This window comes from Rhodococcus sp. A14 (genome assembly GCF_011603105.1).
GTDB lineage: Bacteria > Actinomycetota > Actinomycetes > Mycobacteriales > Mycobacteriaceae > Rhodococcus_F > Rhodococcus_F opacus.
In genome coordinates this window covers 51076-65151 of the sequence record NZ_JAAOQS010000048.1, presented here as the reverse complement: position 1 = coordinate 65151, position 14076 = coordinate 51076, and the positions used below count along the sequence as shown (strand labels likewise).

Annotated in this window: 14 protein-coding genes and 2 pseudogenes; 3 read left to right on the top strand and 13 right to left on the bottom strand. The window is 63.8% G+C overall.

Going from position 1 to position 14076, the window contains the following annotated elements; translation table 11 throughout:
• Positions 1-308: phosphate uptake regulator PhoU (locus tag G9373_RS23845; RefSeq protein ID WP_167117056.1), on the top strand; the 308-nt coding region annotated here is incomplete at its 5' end.
• A 190-nt stretch (positions 309-498) separates the two neighbouring features.
• Here G9373_RS23845 and G9373_RS23840 read toward each other — a convergent pair.
• Both G9373_RS23840 and G9373_RS23835 read right to left on the bottom strand, forming a co-directional pair.
• Positions 499-840, bottom strand: coding sequence for a WhiB family transcriptional regulator (locus tag G9373_RS23840; RefSeq protein WP_133987615.1), 342 nt, complete (start codon positions 838-840; stop codon positions 499-501).
• Positions 841-1411: 571 nt separating this feature from the next.
• Positions 1412-2110 (bottom strand): DUF998 domain-containing protein, encoded by a 699-nt coding sequence (locus G9373_RS23835; protein ID WP_240960695.1) that lies wholly within the window; start codon positions 2108-2110, stop codon positions 1412-1414.
• A gap of 582 nt (positions 2111-2692) precedes the next feature.
• Here G9373_RS23835 and G9373_RS23830 point away from each other — a divergent pair.
• Positions 2693-3043 (top strand): hypothetical protein, encoded by a 351-nt coding sequence (locus G9373_RS23830; protein ID WP_133987616.1) that lies wholly within the window; start codon positions 2693-2695, stop codon positions 3041-3043.
• Positions 3044-3120: 77 nt separating this feature from the next.
• On the opposite strand, the pseudogene G9373_RS23825 reads toward G9373_RS23830, so the two are convergent.
• The 10 genes and pseudogenes from G9373_RS23825 to G9373_RS23775 all read right to left on the bottom strand — a co-directional run bounded on the left by G9373_RS23825 (position 3121) and on the right by G9373_RS23775 (position 11449).
• Positions 3121-3452, bottom strand: a pseudogene (locus G9373_RS23825) (rhodanese-like domain-containing protein).
• A gap of 260 nt (positions 3453-3712) precedes the next feature.
• Positions 3713-4168, bottom strand: coding sequence for a hypothetical protein (locus G9373_RS23815; protein WP_133987617.1), 456 nt, complete (start codon positions 4166-4168; stop codon positions 3713-3715).
• A gap of 36 nt (positions 4169-4204) precedes the next feature.
• Positions 4205-4624, bottom strand: coding sequence for a MarR family winged helix-turn-helix transcriptional regulator (locus G9373_RS23810; protein ID WP_061696956.1), 420 nt, complete (start codon positions 4622-4624; stop codon positions 4205-4207).
• Between the two features lie 608 nt (positions 4625-5232).
• Positions 5233-5688: a MaoC family dehydratase gene (locus tag G9373_RS23805; RefSeq protein WP_061696955.1), complete on the bottom strand. Its 456-nt coding sequence runs from the start codon at positions 5686-5688 to the stop codon at positions 5233-5235.
• Positions 5685-6458, bottom strand: a complete 774-nt coding sequence (fabG, locus tag G9373_RS23800; protein WP_133987618.1) for a 3-oxoacyl-ACP reductase FabG — start codon at positions 6456-6458, stop codon at positions 5685-5687. Before fabG ends, G9373_RS23805 begins: the two co-directional genes overlap by 4 nt.
• A gap of 15 nt (positions 6459-6473) precedes the next feature.
• A pseudogene (locus tag G9373_RS23795) lies at positions 6474-6675 on the bottom strand (hypothetical protein); the annotation flags it as partial.
• A gap of 238 nt (positions 6676-6913) precedes the next feature.
• A complete protein-coding gene (locus G9373_RS23790; protein WP_133987619.1) occupies positions 6914-7750 on the bottom strand; it encodes an SDR family oxidoreductase in 837 nt (278 codons plus the stop codon).
• Positions 7751-7867: 117 nt separating this feature from the next.
• On the bottom strand, positions 7868-8815 hold the full coding sequence (locus G9373_RS23785) for an AraC family transcriptional regulator (protein WP_043792319.1): 948 nt from the start codon (positions 8813-8815) through the stop codon (positions 7868-7870).
• 92 nt (positions 8816-8907) lie between these two features.
• Positions 8908-10428 carry a long-chain fatty acid--CoA ligase gene (locus tag G9373_RS23780; RefSeq protein WP_133987620.1) on the bottom strand — a complete coding sequence of 507 codons (1521 nt, stop codon included), beginning with the start codon at positions 10426-10428 and terminating at the stop codon, positions 8908-8910.
• Positions 10429-10480: 52 nt separating this feature from the next.
• Positions 10481-11449 (bottom strand): polysaccharide deacetylase family protein, encoded by a 969-nt coding sequence (locus tag G9373_RS23775; protein ID WP_133987621.1) that lies wholly within the window; start codon positions 11447-11449, stop codon positions 10481-10483.
• Between the two features lie 235 nt (positions 11450-11684).
• Here G9373_RS23775 and G9373_RS23770 point away from each other — a divergent pair, with 235 nt between their 5' ends.
• Positions 11685-12695 carry an NADP-dependent oxidoreductase gene (locus G9373_RS23770; RefSeq protein WP_133987622.1) on the top strand — a complete coding sequence of 337 codons (1011 nt, stop codon included), beginning with the start codon at positions 11685-11687 and terminating at the stop codon, positions 12693-12695.
• Positions 12696-13239: 544 nt separating this feature from the next.
• On the opposite strand, the gene G9373_RS23765 is transcribed toward G9373_RS23770, so the two are convergent.
• Positions 13240-13974, bottom strand: coding sequence for an NAD(P)-binding domain-containing protein (locus G9373_RS23765; RefSeq protein ID WP_269591513.1), 735 nt, complete (start codon positions 13972-13974; stop codon positions 13240-13242).
• Positions 13975-14076: the final 102 nt, after the last annotated feature.

The window sequence follows — 14076 nt, the reverse complement described above, 5'->3', positions numbered from 1 at the left end:
CCGGGGAGACCGAAGAAATCCTGAACCGGATGGGGCGAGCGGCGACCGCCCTGGCCGGCCTCGCCGAACAGGTCCTGCGCACACATGATCCCGAGCTGGCCACCGAGCTCGGCAGACGCGACGACGAGCTCGACGACCTGCACCGGCAACTCCTGACCTTGATCGAGGACCCGACCTGGCCCGGCAGCATCCCGGCCGCGGTCGATGCCACCTTGTTGGGGCGTTTCTACGAACGTTTCGGTGACCACACCGTCGTGGTCGGGCGCCGGGTCATCTTCCTCGTCACCGGCGAACCCCTGAGCCCGTAGGAACCAGTAGGCGGGCACACCCGGGACGCTCGCGGGTGACGGCCGGCGGCAGGGAAAGACACCCGAGAGATTCGACCGGCACAGTCACTAGCCCATGTCAGGTGTCGATACGCCCATTGCGGTGCGGTGCGGTGCGGGGCGGCGTGCGCGTACGCGCGGTTCGCGTTCGCCGGTGTGGACCGCGACGGGCCTACTGCAGGCTTTCGGCGCGCCGCCGCTGGCGGGCATACCGGCGTTGCTCGGTCTCGCTCATCCCGCCCCAGGTGCCATACGGTTCGGGAGCGGCCGGGGCGTAGTCGCGGCAGGGAGCGAGCGCCGGGCAGCTCGCGCAGAGCCGCTTGGCTTCGGCTTCCCGGCGGGCGCGGTCGGGGCCGCGTTCCTTGTCGGGGGAGAAGAAGACCGCCGCGTCGACGCCCCGGCACGCTGCCCGGGCACCCCACTCGGCGACGAGCGGACCAGAGGGATCGGTGCGCCGGGGATCGCGATCATCGGGGTGCACGGTCGGTGGAACAGGGCACGATAGCGATGCCATGGGAAGGGGGCCTCCGGACGGACATCCCGGGGAACCGGCGCAGGGTGTGGCGATCCTGGACTCGTTCCGCCGGGGGCGCAGAATTACCGGGGCTGCTCTCTCAACCTGCAGCTCCGATGATAGGAGCCCTCCGAACTTCCGCGCCGATCGGGGGTCGCCCCTGGGTTCATCCTGATCACCAGCACACCCAGCGTGCGGCCCGGTTACCCGTCGCTGACGGTCTGTGGCCCGTTTCCGGCGCTGCCTCGAATTCGAGTGACGGCCAGCAACGATGTCGCGGTGAGCAGCACGGACAGATCTGCCGTGAGCGGGCTTCTCTACCGCGGTAAATGAACCCATTTCACGGTCCACGGGTACGGATTCCGGTGGGCGTCGGGGACGTAGTGTGCCACTTCCTAAGTCGGCACCACCGGACGCAGTCCCTATCTGCCCCATCCAACTCTGTCGAGAATCGATCGTTTCCGACACCCACTCTGACCCACGGGTTTGGTAGGCAAATGGCGTCGAAACCTGTGTCGAGAAGTCATGTCGAAAAACCTCTACAAAGGCATTTTCCACACATGCTGACCGGCTACGCGCGTGTCTCGGCCGAGTCCACGCCACTGGTTCGTGGCTGCCATTCGATCGAGCACCGAGGTGCCGTAACCGCGGACCTTCTCGGCCGTGAGGTGACGGTGCGCGGGTGGAAAGTGCGCAGCGAGAACTCGACATTGCGGAACACCGTGCGGCGTGCCAGCCCCATCAGTACCGCCATGCCGGTCACGGCCATCCACATCGGCAACGGGTAGAGAGCGAGACGCTCCCCCAGGCCGAAATGCAGCGCCTGACCCAGCATGAGGCCGGCACCGACCAGGCCCACGAGTGCGCACAGCCCGGACCACAGAGCAACCAGCCGCTTCTCGTGCCACATATGCCACGCGATGAGCACGAGCACCACGTGGCGCGCCACGAAGCCCGGCAACACGGCCGACCAGTGGATGATCGTTCCATCGTCCGCCGGAAACAGTCCGGTGGCAGCGGTGCTGACCGCGATGATCACGGCAAGCGAGAGTATCCACTTCTTCTCCCGACCACTACGTATGTGCCGATGAAGAAACAACGCACCGAGGAGGGTGAGCACCCCGAGCGCGACGAACGCCGAATTCATGACGTCGTGCATCGGCGAGCAGGATCCGACTTCGCAGGTCGTCACGCCCAGGGAGCTGATCGAGTCCTGCGCGAAGCTGTAAGGGGTGCTCCACGCCGCCGCGGTGAACACCTCCGCCAACAAGTAGGCGAACGAAAGTACCCAGGCCGTGCCGGCAACTGCGTGGCGCAGATTATCTGTTCTCGGTGACGTTCCGGCGCGGTGTGGATAACTGATAGTGGATTCTCTCTGTCGAACCAGATGTGTCGAGTGAAGCCGGAAATCGCCGACCCGGATGATCTGCGTGACCCTACGACCCGAACCTGAGAATGCTGTCCGAAATATCTGCATGGTCAGCCTCCACTGTGTATCAGGTCGTACTTGCCGGGGATCGGGCGCTGCGTCCGACGTCGTCGGTACTTTGGTGGTGATTCAAAAGCACTGGCGCGCAATCACTTCAAGGTTTCAGTTGACATATCTCCGTTATCGGCGGTTTCTTCGGCAAGGCGGTCGGGGTCCTTCGGCACCCCCGGCCGCACACCGGCGGACACGACCAGCACAAGCAAACGCAGACCTCCTCGTCCTTCGGACGGAATACCCGACCGGCTCTTTCGGAAACGGCGATTGATCGGGTGCTTGAGGGAGACTTCTCACAAGGACATGGACCAACTGTGAGGCAGTCGAATTGATGCGGCACGCACGTCCTACCACTTAGCATCGAATTCCATGGGAGTCGCAGCCGTGGCACGAGCGCTCGGCCGCCTCCAGTACCGACTCGCGCGTGTCCCCTTCCAACTGTTCGACGACACGGTGATGCCGGCGCTCTTCGACGACGCGGCCCCGGCCCGGCTTGCGTACGAGTGGGTGCTGATCGAGTGTGACGAGGCCGCGGCGGTTCTGTTCGACGACCAGTCCGCGGCTGCCCACGCACAGATGTTGCGGCGGCGCGGTGCCGCTGTGCGGTACGCCAGTGCCCGCCGGCATCGGCAAATCCTCCGCGATACGGAGGCCACCCTCGAGCGGCACCGCGCTCGTTTCCTCGCGCGGCACCGGAAGCACGCCACAGACACCGATTAATTAGACGATCCGCCCAGGCCGGGTGCCAGCTGGACCAGTGTCGCAAGGGACGGGATCGCGGGGAGAGTGCCACCCTCTCACCGGGCGGTCAGTGACCCGCCCGCACCGCGCCAGTGGAGGAGGCCACCGCTCATGTTCACCGCGTCGAAGCCGTTCTCCACCAGCAGGTTCGCAGCCCGGCCGAGCGAATTCCGCCGGTACAGAAGGTGATGAGCAGACGGTTGTCGGGGAACTCCAGGCAGCGGTCGAGCAGTTCCTCGAGTGGCGCGTGCACGGCGCCGGGGATGTGTACCCGGTTCCACTCGAACTGGCGGCGGACATCGACAACGAGGGCACCGTGTTCGACGAGGCGGACCGCCTCCGCGGCGCTGATCGCCGGCGGTCGGCGCAGATAATGTCGGAGACTCATGCGCTGCGCGCCTCCTGCCGCAGGTTGACCATCGTGAGAGGGCCGCTGAGCACGGGCACGAGCGCACCAATGCGGGTCCGGGTCGTCAGGCCGCGACCGAGCAGTGCCGTGACGGCGACGGACAGGTACGAGCGCACCGTGGATCGGGCCGAGGACACCGGCGACCGCGGCGTCGTGCAGGGTGCCGAGGTTGGCCAGCAACGCCAGGACGCTGACGGTCTCGAGTGCCGAAAGCACGGCCAGCGTGCGCAGCAACCCGGTCATACGTAGCTCGATCCGGGTCGCACGATCATCAGCACGACGACGACCACCCACAGCAGGTTGAACAGGCCGGTCACCATGCCGAGGCGCCGGAGTTGGGTTCCGGCGTCGGGTGTGGTGAGCGCCTGTTGTTGGAGCGGGACGATTTGCAGGGCGAGCAGTCCACCGGCGATCGCGGTGAGCACCATCGCAACCACGACCCAGATCTCGCTCGTGCGGCCTTGCACGGTGGCGAGGAGAAGGCCGACGACCGGGACCGCGATCGCCAGGACGCCGTAGATGCGGGTGATCCGGTGCAGCACCCGGGCGGTGTTGATGTTCCGCTCGATCTGCTGCGCACCGCCCACTGTGGCGGTCACCGGCGCGTGCCGGGGGAACAGGCTGGTGGCCACCGCGACCGGGCCCACGAAGAGGATGCCCGCCACGACGTGGAGGGAGAGCAACAACGATTCCATGACCTTCAGCCTAACTGAAGGTTGGCGGGTGAGGTGTCAGTCAGTCGCCGACATCACCCGCACCATGTGCGCCCGCAGCGCCTCGGTCAGCTCGGGATGCTGCGCGGCGAACTCGTCATCGAGACGGGCCACTACCTCGGCCGCGCGAGCCAGCAGTGATTCGCCCTCCGCCGTGATCCGCAGGGTCGAGGCGGCCCCGGCGTGCGCGGTCGAGTCGTCGACCAACCCGGACTCGACGAACGCCGCGACCGCCGTGTGAGCGCTCTGCACGGTGATGCGGGAACGCCGAGCGAGCTCACTGAACGAGATGCCCGGCGTCCCGCGGATGTGCCCCAACAGCCCGTACTTGCGGGTAGTCAACCCGAGCGGCTTCAAACCGTCGGTGAATGCGGCCTCCCACACCCGGCTCACCGTGAGCAGCGTGACCGTAGGACTGAAAGGCGGAGGCTGCGACATGGGAGCAGGCTACCCACACCGCACCACCACAGCTCAATTTGTGGGCGAACCGTCGATTCCCCCTCAGAGTTCACGCCGAGCGAAGCCGAAGTCCACCCCCGGCCCTGACCAGCCTCGCCGGTGCCGGCGAAGACCCGACCCCGGCACCGCTGACGCGGACAACCGCCACCGCACGGCGCCGAAGATCATCGTCCCGCAGGCTCATAGCCTCCCTGGCAGGATGGCCACACTTTGGAACAGGGCAATGTTGCGACTCACGCGACCGGCGTCGCTACCTGAGCATCACGGAAGGCTCGCTCGAGCTCGGCCGAAATCCGCCGCGGGACAACACCTCGTGACCCTCGCTGATCGCCCACTCACGAATCTCCTTCGGCGACGTCTTCACCGGAGCCTCACTCCCCACTTCCCTCGTCACCGAGACCCATTTTGACCCAGTTGTGCAGGGTCGCCTCGGAAATCCCGAAGTCTTTCGCGATCCCGAAGCCGTTCCCCGAAGAGTTTCCGCCGCGACGTGGTCGCCGCAAGCGGACCCGCTGAGCCAGTGCAGCCCCCTTCGATCACTTGTCATCGTGCAATCTATCCGGTGGGGATTTCGCAAAGTTGCGACGTTAATTCGGAAAGTAGATGCTGACAATCTCAGCAATACAAACCGGCTTGTCGGCATTCTCGCGTTCGATCGTGACGGCCGTGACAACCTGGACGCCCGAGGGAACGGTTTCAACGTCTGCTATTTCAACCCCAGCCCGAATCCGTGAACCGACGGGAACGGGTGCCGGGAATCGAACCTTGTTCGACCCGTAGTTGATTCCCATTCGGACGCCGTCGACGACGTAGACCTCCCATACAAGCATCGGGATCATCGAAGTCAGCAGATGTCCGTGGGCGATGGTGGCACCGAACGGTCCGTCAGCAGCCCGTGAGGGATCGACGTGAATCCACTGGTGGTCACCCGTCGCGTCAGCGAACGCGTCGATTTTCTCCTGTGTGAGGGTGTGCCATGACGAGTAGCCGATCGGGGTGTTCGCCACCGCGTGCAATTCATCGATTCCGTTGAGTGTCTTCATACTTTGGGCCCTCCGGCGACGTAGAGAACCTGCCCGGAGACGAATCCGGCTCCCTCACTGGCAAGGAATGAGATCGCGTGTGCGATGTCGTCGGGGACCCCAACTCGGGCGACGGGGATGTCGGCGGCCGCCCTCTTCTTGAGATCGTCGAATTTCATTCCCATTCGCGCTGCCGTCGCGGCTGTCATCTCGGTCTCGATGAAACCGGGAGCAACGGCGTTGGCGGTAACGCCGAATTTGCCGAGTTCGAGGGCCAGGGTTTTGGTGAAACCTTGCAGCCCGGCTTTGGCTGCGGCGTAGTTCGCTTGACCGCGGTTTCCGAGCGCCGACACGCTCGAGAGGTTGATGATTCGTCCGAAACCGGCCTGAGTCATGTGTCCCTGAACCTCTCTCGTCATCAGGAACGAGCCACGCAAGTGGACGTTCATGACGGTATCCCAGTCGGTGGCCGACATTTTGAACAGAAGATTGTCGCGGGTGACGCCCGCGTTGTTGACCAGAACGACCGGCGCTCCGAGCTCCGTTGTGATCTTATCCACTGCTTTCTCGACACCAGTTCCGTTGGAGACGTCTGCGCGGACAGCAAGTGCAGTGCCTCCGGCCTGAGTGATCGTGTCGACCACGTACTGGGCGGCGGCCTCCTCGAGGTCGAGGACGGCGACAGCGTGGCCGTCTGCTGCGAGCCGCTGCGCGACGGCGGCGCCGATTCCCCGTGCAGCACCGGTGACGATTGCGGTACGGCGGTGTTCGGGATGAGGTGATGCGTTCACGAGATGGGGTACCTCTCAAGGATTGGATCGATGTGACTTCGGGTCAGGAGAGCGTTCGAGGATCAGTGCCATTCCCTGTCCCCTCCGCCTACGCACATGGTTTCGCGGCCGAACTGCTTGTCATGCGTCTGCAGTGAGTTGATGAGGGTGCTGGTGATCCGCGCACCGGTCATGCCGAACGGGTGGCCGATGGCGATGGCCCACCGCTGACGTTCAGTCACTGTTCGCCGACACCGAGCATGAGGTCGTCGATGGCGCTTAGATCGAGTGCAGGTACATTCGCCAACGCGGCCGTGACCATCTGGACGGGGAGGTCATCGAGCCGAATGTCCTTCAATGGAGCCCTTGATGGCTCTTCCGCTCGGCGAACGTGCAGTGGCGACGATGACAACTTCAGGCATGGTTGTTCCTCGAATCGGTGATTGCTGTACGTGGAAGAAGGTGGAGGCGAAGGTTCAGCCGGCGCAACCGGAGATCCCGCCGTCGAGCGGAATGATGGTGCCGGTCAGGTAAGAGCCAGCACGGGAGGCCAGGAACCGGACCGTGCCGATCAGGTCGTCGGTTTGTCCGTAGCGGCCCAGCGGGACGCGCTCGAGGAGCTCTGCCTCGACCTCTGGATCCGCCGCGACGTGTCCGAGCATGTCCGTCAAGACCGGTCCGGGGGCGATCGCGTTGACGGTGATGCCGTCGGAAGCCAGTTGCTTGGCTAAATGGCGGGTGACCATGTGCAGCCCGGCTTTGCTCGCACTGTAGGAGTAGTTCTCCCAGCTAGGTGTAGCCAAGGCATCCACGCTGCCGATGTTGATGACACGAGCGGGCCGGTCGGGGCGTGCCGCATTGCGAAGAAGCGGAAGCGTTCCCGTGATGAGGTAGAACGGAGCGACAAGGTTGGTGTTGAGCACCTTCGTCCAACCGATGAGGGGAAACTCTTCAAGTGGCGCACCCCAGGTGGCCCCGGCATTGTTCACCAGGATGTCGATGCTTGTCAGGTGCTCGCCGAGCCAGTCGACCAGACCGGTCACCCCTTCGGCCGACGACAGGTCACTGGCGACGGGGGTGCAGCGTCCTGCCGTTCCCGCAGCGTCTGCCTCGGCATTGATGGCTTCGGCCGTCGCGCGGCACTGTTCTTCCTTTCGGCTGGTGATGACAACGTGGGCACCACCCAGTACCAGGCCGCGGGCGATCGTGGCGCCGATCCCTCGTGAGCCACCGGTTACGACGGCGGTCCTCCCGGCGACAGAGAAGAGGGTGTCGGGCGCCGGTCGCACTTCTGAGGTGGTTGCACTTTTCATGCCATCTACGCTAGGTCCGCATTGGCGTTATCTCTTGGGGGGCAGCGCACTTCGCTTGCATCGCGCGCAGCAGACACTCGCAGACCCGGTCGTCGAGCGGGCCCGCGGGCCGCTGATTCAGTCGTTTGCGGATGCCGCAGAACGTGTGTCGGACGGGCGCTCACCGAAGGCCCGCCGGTACGCATTACTGAAGGTGCTGAGGTCGCCGAATCCTGAGGAGTATGCCACCTGAGTCACGCTCTGGTGGCTCCAGCCACGGTCCTGCAGACGCAACCGCGCCAACGCCAGACGCTCCTCTCGGATGAGATCCGACGGTGTTGTCCCAATCCGCTGCAACTGGGCCTGAACGTGCCGGAGCGACCAGCCGAGGCGCGCCGCTGCCACGGCTCCTGTGAGGTTCGGGTCGTGCGCATTCTCTCGAACAAAGCGCCGGATGGCGGTGACCAACCCTTCCTGGACATCGACGGAGGGGGTGGCCGTGTCTGCGTTGTAGGCGAGCGCCACGAGATCGACGATTCGGTCGGCTATCGCATCGAACTGACTCCCGGTGAGCTCGTGCCGTTCCCTGCGCAGACTACTGACCACGTCGACAACGATGCGTCCCAGTCCAGATGTCGCATCGAGGACGGTGCCAGCGTGCGGCAATGTCGGCACCCGCGCCTCGATCCGGTCACGTGGAATCACGAATGCAACAGAGGAGAAGCCATCACCGTGGCGCAGAACAGTCGCGGTGTCCAGCGATGTGAGAGCCATGACCGCCGGTGTGATCGTGGCTTCACGACGATCCTGCTCGAGGATCACTTCGCCCCGGACCGGTAGGAGCAGTTCGTAGGCGCCATGTGGATGTCGACGGATGTCCGCTGCCGTGCGGGAGAGGACCTCCGCTTCTCCCCACCAGCGAACTAGCTGGTACGTGTCCGAATGTTGATGCTGAAGGGTTCCCTGGTAGCTGTCCGCAAGGGAGAAGGCCATCGGACAGTGGATCGACGAGACCTGATCGCGCCACCAATCACCGCGCTCGCGCTGGTCGTGCTCGTTGCTGCGCAACGTATCGACGGAATACAACGTCAGAGCACCTTCTCACACCGGTATGCCGAAACTGCGACTCGTGCCACAGTCGACGCTAGCGCGCGCCGGCGCCCACGCCAACGGCTTGATCATCGCAGAGCCCGCTTGAGGAGCTTTCCTGTCGCGTTCATCGGCAAGGTATCCCTGAATTCCACCAGGCGCGGGTACTTGTAAGCCGCCAACCGTTCCCGTGACCAGCCGATCAGGTCTTCCTCCTTCAACTCCGATCCGGGCTCGCGGATGACGAAGGCTTTCACTTCCTCACCGATTCGCTCATCGGGGATTCCGACGACGGCCACGAGGCTGACCTCTGGATGGCCGATGATCACCTCCTCGAGCTCGCGCGGATAGACGTTGAAGCCTCCCCGCACGATCAAGTCCTTGGCGCGATCGACGATGGAGTAGTAGCCGTCCTCGTCTCGCGTTGCGATATCGCCCGTGCGGAACCAGCCGTCGCGGATCACTTCCTTTGTCGCCTCGGGCCGCCCCAGGTATCCCTTCATCACGTTGTATCCACGTACGGCGAGTTCTCCTGGTTCACCGGCGGGGACCTCGTTCCAGTGATCGTCGATGAGCTTCACCTCTACTCCCCAGATCGGTTTGCCGATCGATCCCGACCGGTTTGGTTGGTCGAGCGGGTTGAACGTGACGGTGGGACTGGTTTCGGAGAGTCCGTAGCCTTCCCGGATCCCGACACCGAAGACGTCCCGGAACCGCTTCAGCACATCGACGGGCATGGCAGCTGCGCCGGAAAGCGCGATTCGCAGGAGACCGGCGAGGTCAACGTCTATTCCGTCAGCGGCCTTGTTGAGCAGAGCCCAGTACATCGTCGGGACACCGGCGAAGACTGTCACCCGGTGCTGCGTGATCAACGCCAGGGCCTCGGCTGCGTCGAATCGTGGCAGCAGGACCAGGGTGGCTCCCATTGCGAAGCCGGCGTTCAGCTGTACGGTCTGTGCGAATGAGTGGAAGAGCGGAAGAGTGACCAGGTGTACGTCGTCGGCGCGGGCGTCGAGCAGCTGGTTATGCCCGATGGCGTTGAGGACCATGTTGGCGTGGGTGAGCTCCGCCCCCTTCGGCTTGCCGGTCGTCCCGCTCGTGTACAGGACCACCGCTGTGTCCGTTGCCTCGGTCACCTGCAGGACCTCTTCCGCGGGGTGTTCGGCCAATGCGTCAGCCAAGGTAGTTCCCACGCCTGGCTCATCGAGCACTGCGGAGCCAACGGTGACCAGATGCTCACAGGACTCGACGTCCTGGAATCCGCGCCACGCCTCGTCGTCGAGCCCCAGCACGGTACAGAAGTACGCCGTCGCGCCCGAGTCACGGAGGTGGTAGGCAACCTCCTCCCGCTTGAGCATCGTGTTGAGCGGCACGACGGCTCCACCGGCCTTGAGGATGCCGAAGTAGACAATCGGAAACTCGACAACATTCGCGATCGTCAGGGCAACGCGGTCGCCTGGGCGCAACCCCCGTGAGAGAAGAAAACGGGCAACGCTGTTCGCAGCCGCATCGATCTCACCGAAGGTGAGGGTTCGGTCACCTTCGATGACAGCGGTTCTGCCGGGAGTGCGTCGAGCAGTGTCGGCAAGCATGGTGGCCAGGTTGAGCATGATCCTGCTTTCAGATAATGACGGTGTGACGTTGTGAATGTGGATTGCCGACTCAGGACCAATCCCAGTCGTACTCAGCTCCCACCCGCTTCGCCAACGGCTTGAACATGCGCTCTTCGTAAGTCGCCATCGTGTCGAGGCCAGGAATAGGCGCGAGGTTCAGGATCTCGGCAAGCCGCTCGACGTCGAGTTCAGGTTTCGGCAAGCCCGCAGCAAGCGCGAACCTCTGAAGCTGGTTGGTGAAGCTCTCATTACACGGCGGCTTCCCGAAGTTCACCGGATGCTTCATCGCCTCATCGAGGGCTACGAACTCCACGCCACGCTCGAGGAATGCCTCGAGGATCGGAGCGAGGGTGTCACGAGAGATCGTGGTGCCGTGTACGAGCCAGATGAGAGGCGCGTCGGCACCGAACAGGGTATGCGCGGTGTCCGCGTGCTGGTAGAGCATGTCAACAGCGGTCGACACGTGCAGGTCGCGTACCTGCTTCTGCACGTCCTTGTCGCCTAGGGTCATCGCGCGGAAGTACGGCATGATGAACGCGAAATCACTGAACCAACTGGTGATCGGGGCAGTGCGGTAGCCGAGATCAGCGAGGTAGTTCTCGACTTCCCCTCGACGTCGTTCGGATCCTGACGACATGTCCATGGGGTACCGGAAGTACTTCGACGGTGCGGCGTCGATCAGATGACCGATGTACTTCTCGGCCGTCTCAAAATCGCGTCGGAATGCCGCGTCGGGCATCCAGCGCAGTGGAGCGTGCTGGTGAGTGTGGTTACCCAGGTGATGGCCTGCTTCGGCCCACGCCTCGAAGGCCTCGATTTGCTCTGGCTCGTTCTCGAGCCGGTATGTGTGAGAGAAGCCGTAGGTGCCCTTGAGTCCGTAGTCGTTCAGCGTTTTCGCCACGGAACGCGTGATGTCGGTGGGAGTCGTGTCGTCCGGCATGGGAACGCCGTCCCACAGGACGAAGTCATCGATCGTGACCGCAATCTCGAGAGGTCGGTCGGCGCGTGTGTCATTCATTGCGTTGACTCCAGATCTACCAGGAGGGCTCTTCGGCACGAAGCCCATTTGTCACCGACCCTATGAAGTGATGGACATCACGTCTTGGCTGTTTGCGCGCACCTGCTTTCCTCAGGCGCATCGCATTCGGCATCGAGATGCGCGCTGTGCGCGCTCTTCGAATCCCGTGCGCATAGGGCCAAGTTTCGCCTTGTCATGACTTCTACCGTCGTTGGTGACGAAGGAGTAGCACACCGTGAATTCATCACAACAGATCGTCCTGGCGCAGCGCCCCCACGGGCACGTGAGCTTGGAGGACTTCCGCGTGGAGGACGTCGCCCTGCCCGAACTCGAGGCTGGCGACGTCGCACTCGAGACCCTCTTCATCTCGATCGATCCGGCCATCAGGGGCTGGCTCGACGACCGACCGAGTTATCTTCCGCCAGTCGCAATCGGAGAGCCAGTTCGCGCTTTCGGACTGGCCCGCGTGACCGCCTCACGCAACAGCAACTTCACCGCGGGCGACATCGTTCGTGGCTTTGTCGGCTGGCAACGGCACCAGATCGTCAGCTCGCCCGGCACTGACTGGGACCGGATCGCATCACGCGAGGTCGTTCCCTTGGAGCACTACCTTGGCGTCCTCGGGATGACGGGCCTGACCGCGTGGGCCGGAGTGTGCGACATCTTGCGGCCGGAACCAGGGCACACCGTTCTGATCTCCGGCGCCTCTGGCGCAGTCGGAAGCGTGGCGGTCCAGCTCGCGAAGCAGGCGGGCGCACAGGTTGTCGGCGTCGCAGGAGGCGCCGAGAAGTGCTCGATGGTGGCCCGGCTGGGCGCCGACGCCGTCGTCGACCGCAAGGCCCCTGATTGGAAGGACCAGCTCGAGGCGGCAACACCGAACGGCATCGACCGCCTCTTCGAAAACTCGGGGGGCCCGATGTTCGAGGCATCGATCGCCCGGCTGAACAACCACGCACACATCGCGTTGTGTGGCCTGATCGACGGCTACAACTTGACCGAACGCCCTTCCGGCCCAAAAAATTTCGGACAGCTTCTCACCAAGCGTATCCTCACACAGGGATTCGTCGTGCTCGACTACATGGACCGTGCGGCAGAGGTTGAAGCCACGCTCGCCGAACTCATCAGTTCCGGACAGTTGGAGGCCGTGCAATCGGTATTGCCCGGATTCGAGCAGCTGCCGGCCGCCTTCGTGGACTCGTTCTCCAACGGCCAACCAGGCAAGCTCATCATCGATCTGACTGCGTAGCCAGCCTCTGAAGCAACCTCAGCCGGAGGTTCGTATCCCGTCACCGCGCAGCCGGGATGCAGCCTCCGACGCATGCAAGGGGTATCCGGCCGATTTTTGCCTGGGAGCTGGTGGAGTCCCTGGGAGCTGTACGCATTAAGGGCAGTCGAGTGCGCCAGACCTTGTGTTTGAACGCGCTGCGGAGCGGCGACGGCACCCGAAGTGGCGTTCAGCGATTGTGCATGTCCAACAAGTTGTGCGTCAAAGAGCCAAATCAGGACATCGCGGCTAGCGCGGGTCGCGATGTGGTGTTGTGCAGGCAGGCCACCCCGGGAGCCAGCGGGACCGAATCGTCGACCAGGTCCCGATCCGGGTCCGCCACCCGCAACAACCACCGAAATGAGTACCGCGGCCGCACGCTGCCCAGCGGCTGGCCGTACACCGGACAAGGCGCCCGCGCCCCCGCCGCCACGATACCGATGCCGTCCCGGGCGCGCGCTCCGCACCAGGACTAACGGCCGAGCGGCGTCTTCGTGTTCGGGAACCGCCGCTCGACACCGATCGCTCACTGCGCCACAGCACGCCACTCGTCTGTGCGCTCAGGCGTTGCCTGCGCCAGTGCCTTCAACGTCGCCTCCCGATCAAAATTCTTGCCGTAGACCGGGGTTCCCGGCTGCTGACGCCAGGAATCTTCGACTGTGCCCGCGTCGACAGGGTCGAAGCCGAGCTGATTGATCAGATCGAATACCACCTGCTTCTTCAGTGCGTCGTCGCCGGCGACGGGGATCGCGATCCGTCCGCTCGACCCTTCCGGTAGGCCCTTCTCGAGAAGGTGCTTCCACCAGATTCCATTGAATGCCTTGAACACCGGCACTCCGAGATGTTCTTGCACCCATTCACTTTCTACCTGACCGTCTTCGATGGCGGCGATCAATCCGTCTCGCTGCTGCGGGTAGTAGTTGTTGGTCTCGATCACCGGAGCACCATCGGCAGCGCCGGCGAGGATCCCGGCGGGAAGGTCCACGACGTTCTTCTGCGGGATGCTCACGATCACCAGGTCTGCACCCTCGGCGGCTTCGGTGTTCAGTACCGCCTTTGCGCCGGTCTCCGCCTCGAGGTCTGCGAGGGTGTCGGGTGTCCGAGAGTTCGAGACGCGCACATCGTGACCGAGCGCAGTCAGCCTGCGTGTCAGCGTGCCACCAATCTGACCAGCTCCGATGATTCCGATGCGCATGTTCTTGTGCCCCTTCGTTGAGTGCCGCGGTACCTCGCAAGTGCTGCATGCGTCAACAACGGACACCGTCGGATAGTTCCGCGTGGGCGCATTCAGATCGAACTGATTCAAATACTGGACAGTTCGACTCAGACGTTCGATGTCCCGCTTTCTCGGTCCTTCGTGGGT